This is a genomic window from Pseudomonas sp. DrBHI1, assembly GCF_002205115.1.
GTDB lineage: Bacteria > Pseudomonadota > Gammaproteobacteria > Pseudomonadales > Pseudomonadaceae > Aquipseudomonas > Aquipseudomonas mosselii.
The window spans coordinates 1-7308 of the sequence record NZ_NIBE01000039.1; the positions used below are offsets into that span (position 1 = coordinate 1).

The 7308-nt window shown below is 63.5% G+C and carries 7 protein-coding genes; all 7 read right to left on the reverse strand.

All coding sequences use genetic code 11. From position 1 onward, the window contains the following. Positions 1-236 precede the first annotated feature (236 nt). Positions 237-1019 carry an outer membrane protein OmpK gene (locus tag CC207_RS06130; RefSeq protein WP_062574706.1) on the reverse strand — a complete coding sequence of 261 codons (783 nt, stop codon included), beginning with the start codon at positions 1017-1019 and terminating at the stop codon, positions 237-239. Between the two features lie 350 nt (positions 1020-1369). Beyond that, positions 1370-2155, reverse strand: a complete 786-nt coding sequence (locus tag CC207_RS06135) for an outer membrane protein OmpK (RefSeq protein WP_088851741.1) — start codon at positions 2153-2155, stop codon at positions 1370-1372. Positions 2156-2296: 141 nt separating this feature from the next. After that, positions 2297-3652 carry a nucleobase:cation symporter-2 family protein gene (locus tag CC207_RS06140; protein WP_028692843.1) on the reverse strand — a complete coding sequence of 452 codons (1356 nt, stop codon included), beginning with the start codon at positions 3650-3652 and terminating at the stop codon, positions 2297-2299. Between the two features lie 194 nt (positions 3653-3846). Continuing rightward, complete coding sequence (locus CC207_RS06145) at positions 3847-5166, reverse strand: urate hydroxylase PuuD (RefSeq protein WP_028692844.1); 1320 nt, start codon at positions 5164-5166, stop codon at positions 3847-3849. A gap of 45 nt (positions 5167-5211) precedes the next feature. Next, positions 5212-5715: an ureidoglycolate lyase gene (locus CC207_RS06150; RefSeq protein ID WP_011532943.1), complete on the reverse strand. Its 504-nt coding sequence runs from the start codon at positions 5713-5715 to the stop codon at positions 5212-5214. 104 nt (positions 5716-5819) lie between these two features. Beyond that, the gene (gene uraD, locus CC207_RS06155) at positions 5820-6335 is read right to left on the reverse strand and encodes a 2-oxo-4-hydroxy-4-carboxy-5-ureidoimidazoline decarboxylase (protein WP_028692845.1); all 516 of its coding nucleotides are present in this window, start codon (positions 6333-6335) and stop codon (positions 5820-5822) included. Beyond that, a complete protein-coding gene (gene puuE, locus CC207_RS06160) occupies positions 6335-7261 on the reverse strand; it encodes an allantoinase PuuE (protein ID WP_028692846.1) in 927 nt (308 codons plus the stop codon). Before puuE ends, uraD begins: the two co-directional genes overlap by 1 nt. Positions 7262-7308: the final 47 nt, after the last annotated feature.

The window sequence follows — 7308 nt, forward strand, 5'->3', positions numbered from 1 at the left end:
TTGCCGGGGCGGTGGTGCTGGCGGTGGTTGCTGTCGCGGGCAAGGTGTGGCGGGCGGTAAAACCGGCAAACTGAGGCGCCCGACCGGGGCTTGCCTCGGATCTCCTGTAGGAGCGGCCTTGTGTCGCGAAAGGGCCGCGAAGCGGCCCCAGGATGTTGGCATCATGCGAAATCGTCGGGGCTGCTGCGTAGCCCTTTCGCGACGCAAGCTCCTACAGTCTTTACACTGGCATCAGATCAGAAGTGAACCTTGACCAGGAAGCTCATGGTGTTCTGATCGGTGGTAAAGGCATCGCTGTCCTTGATGCCGTACTTGTTCTTCCAGTAGTCGTACTCGATACCCACGTACAACTGCTTCTCGCCCAGGTGCAGCGCCTTGCCCAGGTCGTACTTGACCTGCGGGTTGAAGTGCAGGTTGGCCTGGTAGGTGCCGCGACGGTTCTCGTCGTTGTCGACCACCCAATCCATGAAACCGTCAATCAGGATGTCGGACGAGCCCACGGGAATGGTGTAGGACCACACCGGGGTGATCTGCCAGACATTGTCGCCCGGACGGCTGCCGTCGGTGGTGCGCTGGTAGAAGTTCAGCTGGAAGTAGTCGAAGCCGGGGATGGCCAGGTCGAAGCCGGGGCCGATCAGGTAGGACTCGGTATCACCCTCGCCGAACTCGTAGGTCATGGCCAGCAGCACGTCCTTGACCGGGCCGAACTCGAGCTTCTGGTCGAAGATCTTGCCGAACGACAGGCGTGGGCTGAACTCGCCGTAGTAGGTGTTGGGGCCGTTGTTGGCGTCCTTCTTGCCCTGGTAGAAGATCTTGTCGAGGAAGAAGAAGTTGTCGCCGTACTTCCACGCATCGGCGTGCTCGAAGGTCACGGTCTGCTGGATCTCGGGGTTGACCTTGAAGTTCTTGCCCCACAGGTAGGTCAGGCTGTTGTTCTGCCATTGCAGCAGGTCGCCGGCTTGGCTGGCGCCGCAGGCCAGCAGACCACCGGCGAGGATCAGGCTATTGATGGTACGCATTGCGAGTGTCGCTCCCTTGATTGGATCTGTTGTCAGCGCTCGGGCGCTGTTCTTGTCTTTTGGGTCAGCTTTTTTCAATTGGCCACAGCTGTTTGGCAAGAGCTGCGCCAACTTTTCCACGTTGGGCACAACCATCCTGCTCGACGTCTTTCTGAACGGATGAAATGGGTATTTCACGCTGGCAACACGTTGGCCAACCGCCCGGAAACATTGACTGAGCGGTCAGCAAACGCGGGCGGGATCCTTCCCGCCCCGATCGAGGGGGCGCGCAGATTACTCACTTGCGCGCCGGGCCTCAAGTGCTCCGTCCTGGAGCACGGTGGTGCAAATTTGGGCGTTCGGTCAGTTTTTCAGAAGTGCACCTTCACCAGGGCACTGGCCACGCTCTGGTTGCTGTCCACGTTGCCGCGGCTGTCGATGCCGTACTTGTCCTTCCAGTAGCTGTATTCGACGCCGACGTAGAGCTGCTTGGCGCCCAGGTTCAGGGCCTTGCCCAGGTCGTACTTGACCTGCGGGTTGAACTGCAGGTTGGCGTGGTAGGTGCCGCGACGGGTCTGGTCGTTATCGACCACCCAGTCGATGTAGCCGTCGATCAGGATGTCGGACTTGCCCACCGGGATGGTGTACGACCAGGCTGGGGTGATCTGCCAGACGTTGTCGCCGGGGCGGCTGCCTTCGGTGTTGCGCACGTAGAAATTCAAGGTGAAGTAGTTGAAGCCCGGCACGTTCAGGTCGAAACCGGGGCCGATCAGGTAGGCCTCGTTGTCGCCCTCGCCACGTTCGTAGGTCATGGCCAGCAGCACGTCCTTGATCGGACCGAAGGCCAGGTTGCGCTCGAAGATCTTGCCGAACGACAGGCGCGGGCTGAACTCGCCGTAGTAGGTGGTCACGCCTTTGCCGGGGTCGGCCTTGCCGTTGTAGAAGATCTTGTCGACGAACAGGAAGGTGTCGCCGTACTTCCATTTGTTGGCATGTTCGAAGGTGATGGTCTGCTGGATGTCGGGGTTGACCTTGAAGTCCTTGCCGTACAGGTAGGACAGGCTTTCGCCGTGCCATTGCAGCCATTCGCCGGCGTGGGCGGGGAGGGTGGCCAGCAGGCTGCTGCCCAGCAGGACGGACGTGGTGATGCGCTTCATGTTGTGATTCCCGGACTTATTGTTTTTGTAAGGGCTTTTTCGGCGCGCAAGCGCCCCGGGCGGCCCATTCCGGCGGGCCGACGGTCCAGCGTTACCGCGTGGTTGGAACGGGGCGGCCGGTACGGCACCGCCCCAGGTCACTCAATGCTGGTGACAGGCATCGTTGTGCGCGGCGCGGTCGGCGCCGCCAAGGATGTTGAACAGCAGGTTCAGCACCAGGGCGCTGAGGGTGGCCATGGCGATGCCACTGTGGGTGATGGGCTCCATCCACTGCGGCATCTGCGCGAAGAACTCCGGCCGCACCACCGGGATCAGGCCGAAACCGACGCTGACCGCGACCAGCAGCTGGTTGCGTCGGTCGGCGATGTCCGCTTCCTGGAGGATCTTGATCCCGGTGGCGGTGACCATGCCGAACATGGCGATGGACGCGCCCCCCAGTACCGCGGGCGGAATCGAAGCGATCAGGAAGGCCGCCTTGGGTAGCAGGCTGAGCAGGATCAGCAGCGCGCCGGCCATCACCGTGACGTAGCGGCAGCGAACCCCGGTCATCTGCACCAGGCCGATGTTCTGGGCGAACGAAGAGTGGGTGAAGGTGTTGAAGAAACCGGCGATGAACGACGCGCCGGCATCGCACAGCAGGCCGCGTCGCAGCATGCCCGGCGTGACTTCACGGTCGGTCACCTTGCCCAGGGCGAGGAACATGCCCGTGGACTCGACGAAGATGATCACCACCACCAGGCACATCGACAGGATCGGCGCCAGGCTGAAGGTCGGCATGCCGAAGTGCAGGGGGGTGACCACCTGCAGCCACGGCGCCTCGCTCAGGCCCGACAGGTCGACCATGCCGATGGAGCCGGCGAGCACATAGCCCAGGCCCATGCCCACCAGTACCGACACATTGACCCAGAAGCCGCGCATGAAGCGGTTGATCAGCAGGATCACCGCCAGCACCAGGCCGGCGACCATCAGGTAGATCGGCGCGCCGAAGGCTTGCGCCTCATGGCCGCCGCCGGCCCAGTTGACCGCCACCGGGAACAGCGACAGGCCGATCGAGGTGATGACCGTACCGGTCACCAGCGGCGGGAAGAAGCGCACGACCTTGGACATGAACGGCGCGATCAGCATGCCGAAGAACCCGGCGGCGATGGTCGCGCCGAAGATTCCCTGCAGGCCGACGCCGGGCATGCCGGCCATGGCCACCATGCTGCCGACGGCGGCGAAGCTGGCGCCCATCATGACCGGCATGCGGATGCCCACGGGGCCGATACCGAAGGATTGGATGATGGTGGCAACGCCGGCGACCAGCAGGTCGGCGTTGATCAGGAAGGCGACTTCTTCGCGGGACAGGCCCGCCGCCTGGCCGATGATCAGCGGCACCGCGATGGCGCCCCCGTACATCAGCAGAACGTGTTGCAGACCCACCAGGATCAGCTGGAACAAGGGCAGGGGCTGTCGTGGTGGCGCAACAGGGATGTACGCCTTGGGTGACTCGGACATGCAGCACCTCGAGTTTTGTTTTTATTCTCGGATCCAAGCGGGCGGCTTCACGTGGCAGGCTCCGGTGAAGGAGGCTGGGGACCCACGTGAAGCCGAACGCTCGATGCTTGCTTGTTACGTAGAGCTTGGAAGCGAGGCCGGGAGTACCGGCCTCATCGCGGGGCAAGCCCGCTCCCACGCAATCGTGGGGTGTCTCAGTTGACCTGCGCGCCTTTGGCGATCCAGTCGCCGACCAGCTTGCGCTCCTCGACGGTCATCTGGGTGATGTTGCCCAGCGGCATGATCTGGCTGGCGACGGCCTGCGCCTGGATGCGCGCGGCCTGGGCCTGGATCTGCTGCGGGGTGTCGAACATCACGCCGGCAGGGGCGGCGCTGAACAGCGGGCTGGTCGGCTTGGCCGAGTGGCACACGGTGCAGCGTTCCTGGATGACGGTGTGGATCTTGTCGAAGCTGCCGGTGGCCGCCTGGGCCGTAGCCTGGGCAGGTTCCGCAGCGGGTGCCTGGGCAGGCTTGGCGGCCTCCTCTGCGCGCAGTTCGGCGGCGGTCTTGCCACCGACGGCAGTGGCCGGCAGCGGCTGGTACTCGACCTTGGCGGCGGCCTGCTCGGGTGCGGTTGGCAGCGGCTTGGGACCGGTCACATAGGCCAGGCAGATCATCGCCAGGGCACCGACGGGCAGGGTCCAGGCATACTTGTTGCTGTCGTGGCGGGTGTTGAAGTAGTGACGGATCAATACAGCGGCCACCGCGATCCCGGCCAGGATCAACCAGTTGTACTGGCTGCCGTAGGTGCTCGGGAAGTGGTTGCTGATCATGATGAACAGCACCGGCAGGGTGAAATAGTTGTTGTGGCGCGAGCGCAGCAGGCCCTTGGCCGGCAGCACCGGGTCGGGCGTCTGGTTGTTCTCGATCGCCGCCACCAGCTGGCGCTGGGCCGGCATGATGATGCGGAACACGTTGCCGACCATGATGGTGCCGATGATCGCGCCGGTGTGCAGGTAGGCGCCACGGCCGCTGAACACCAAGCTGAAGCCCCAGCAGGCGGCGATGATCAGCACGAACAGCACGGCGCCCAGCAGCGCCGGCTGCTTGCCCAGGGGCGAGTCGCACAGGAAGTCGTAGATGAACCAGCCGGCAACCAGCGAACCGATACCGATGGCCACCCCTTCGGCGCCGCTCAGGGTGCTGCCGGGCGCCAGCAGGTAGAGGCTCGGGTTCCAGTAGAACACCACGCACAGCAAGGCGATCCCGGACATCCAGGTGAAGTAGGCTTCCCATTTGAACCAGTGCAGGTTCTCGGGCATTTTCGGCGGCGCGAGCTTGTATTTCTCCAGGTGATAGATACCACCGCCGTGGATGGCCCAGAGGTCACCCGACAACCCATCGCGCGGGTTGCTTCGGTTCAGGTGGTTCTCCAGCCAGACAAAGTAGAACGATGCACCGATCCAGGCCACGCCGGTGATCATGTGAACCCAGCGAATGCTCAGGTTCAGCCATTCGTGAAGGTGTGCTTCCACAGTATGTACCTCTCGCCAGTCACCATCTCGATGACCGACCCTTTCTTATTGGTGGGGATTGAGGATCAACATCTGTTCCTCGGGGAAGTAATGCTCATCGCAGTTGTTGCCAGAACCACTGCGATCAACCACCAGGAAGTCATCCCGCTTTTCGATCGTCAGCACCGGGTGGTGCCAGACGCCGCGATGGTAATTAACGCCCTGCCTGCCATTGCTGCGGAAGGCTCGGACCAAGCCTGATACAGGTGCATCGCCAACTGGCGCGACCACGATCAGAAAGGGGTTGCCGAGCAGCGGGATGAAAGCCTGGCTGCCCAGCGGATGGCGTTCCAGCATGCGTACGGTCAGCGGCATCTCCAGCGCGTCGGCGCGGAAGATACTGATGATCGCCTTGTCCTCGGGCTCGGCGGTCTCGACCGTGGCGAGCTTGTGGAAGCGCATGGTCGAGCCGTTGTTGATCATGAAGTGGTCGCTGCCGTCGGTTTCGATCACGTCACCGAAGGGGGCGAAGGCTTCTTTGGTCAGGGGCTCGATCATCAGGGTGCGCATGCGGGTCTCTCTTGTATGTTCGTTGTTCTGGATTCTGGTGGACCGGCCTGCCGGGCCCTGGGTGCGGACGCGTCACGCACTCGGGCGAGGCGGGCACGCAGTCCTCAAAGCTGCAGCAGGCGGAACAGGGCGATCAGGTTGATCTGTGCCAGGGCTTCCTTGAATTCGGCATCCTGGTCGTTGTGGATGCGTTTTTCGAAGGCAGCGAGGATCTGGTGCCGGTTGCTGCCCTTGACCGCCATGATGAACGGGAACTGGAACTTGGCCTTGTAGGCGTCGTTCAGTTCGGTGAAGCGGGCGAACTCCTCGGCGGTGCACTGGTGGATGCCGGCGCCGGCCTGTTCATTGGTGCTCGACTCGGTCAGCTCGCCCTGGATGGCGGCCTTGCCGGCCAAGTCCGGGTGAGCGTTGATCAGTGCCAGTTGCTCGGCATGGCTGGCGCTGAGCAGGATGTCGCTCATGCGCTGATGCAGCGCCTCGATCTCGTCCAGCTCGGCCAGCTGGCCCAGGTCGTAGGCTTTCTCGGCGACCCACGGCGAGTGCTCGTAGATGTCGGCGAAGGCGGCGACGAAGGCGGCGCGCTCGAGGGTGGAAGGCTTGAGGGTCTTGAAGGCGGTCATCAGGCGTTCTCTTTCTTGTACGGGTGGGTGGCGTGCCAGTGGCGGGCGATGTCCGCGCGCCGGGCGAACCAGACCTGTTCGTGGCTCTTGGCGTAGTCGACGAAGCGCTTGAGCGCGGCCAGGCGCGCCGGACGGCCGACCAGGCGGCAGTGCAGGCCGATCGAGAGCATCTTCGGTGCTTCGGCGCCCTCGGCGTAGAGCACGTCGAAGGCATCCTTCAGGTACTGGAAGAACTGCTCGCCGCAGTTGAAGCCCTGGACCTGGGTGAAGCGCATGTCGTTGGTGTCCAGGGTGTAGGGGATCACCAGGTGCGGCTTGTCGGTCGGGTTGTTCGGTTCCCAGTAGGGCAGGTCGTCGTCGTAGGTGTCGCTGTCGTAGAGGAAGCCGCCTTCCTCCATCACCAGGCGCCGGGTGTTCGGGCCGGTGCGGCCGGTGTACCAGCCCACGGGGCGCTCGCCGGTGATCTCGGTGAGGATGCGGATGGCCTCGAGCATGTGCTCGCGCTCTTGCGCTTCATCCATGTACTGGTAGTCGATCCAGCGGTAGCCGTGGCTGCAGATCTCATGGCCGGCCTCGGCCATGGCGCGGATCACGTCAGGGTGGCGCTGGGCGGCCATGGCCACGGCGAAGATGGTCAGCGGCACGCCGCTGTCCTTGAACAGCTTGAGCAGGCGCCAGACGCCGGCGCGGCTGCCGTATTCGTAGAGCGACTCCATGCTCATGTTGCGCACGCCCTGCAGCGGCTGGGCGGCGACCATTTCGGAAAGGAACGCTTCGGACTCCTTGTCGCCGTGCAGGATGTTGCGCTCGCCACCTTCTTCGTAGTTGAGCACGAAGGACAGCGCAATGCGGGCATTCCCCGGCCATTGCGGATGAGGTGGGTTGTTGCCGTAACCGATCAGGTCGCGTGGGTAGTCAGCGCTCACTGCAGTCTTCCTTCTTGTTCGTTAATGCGGTGGGTGGGGCGGGCCGC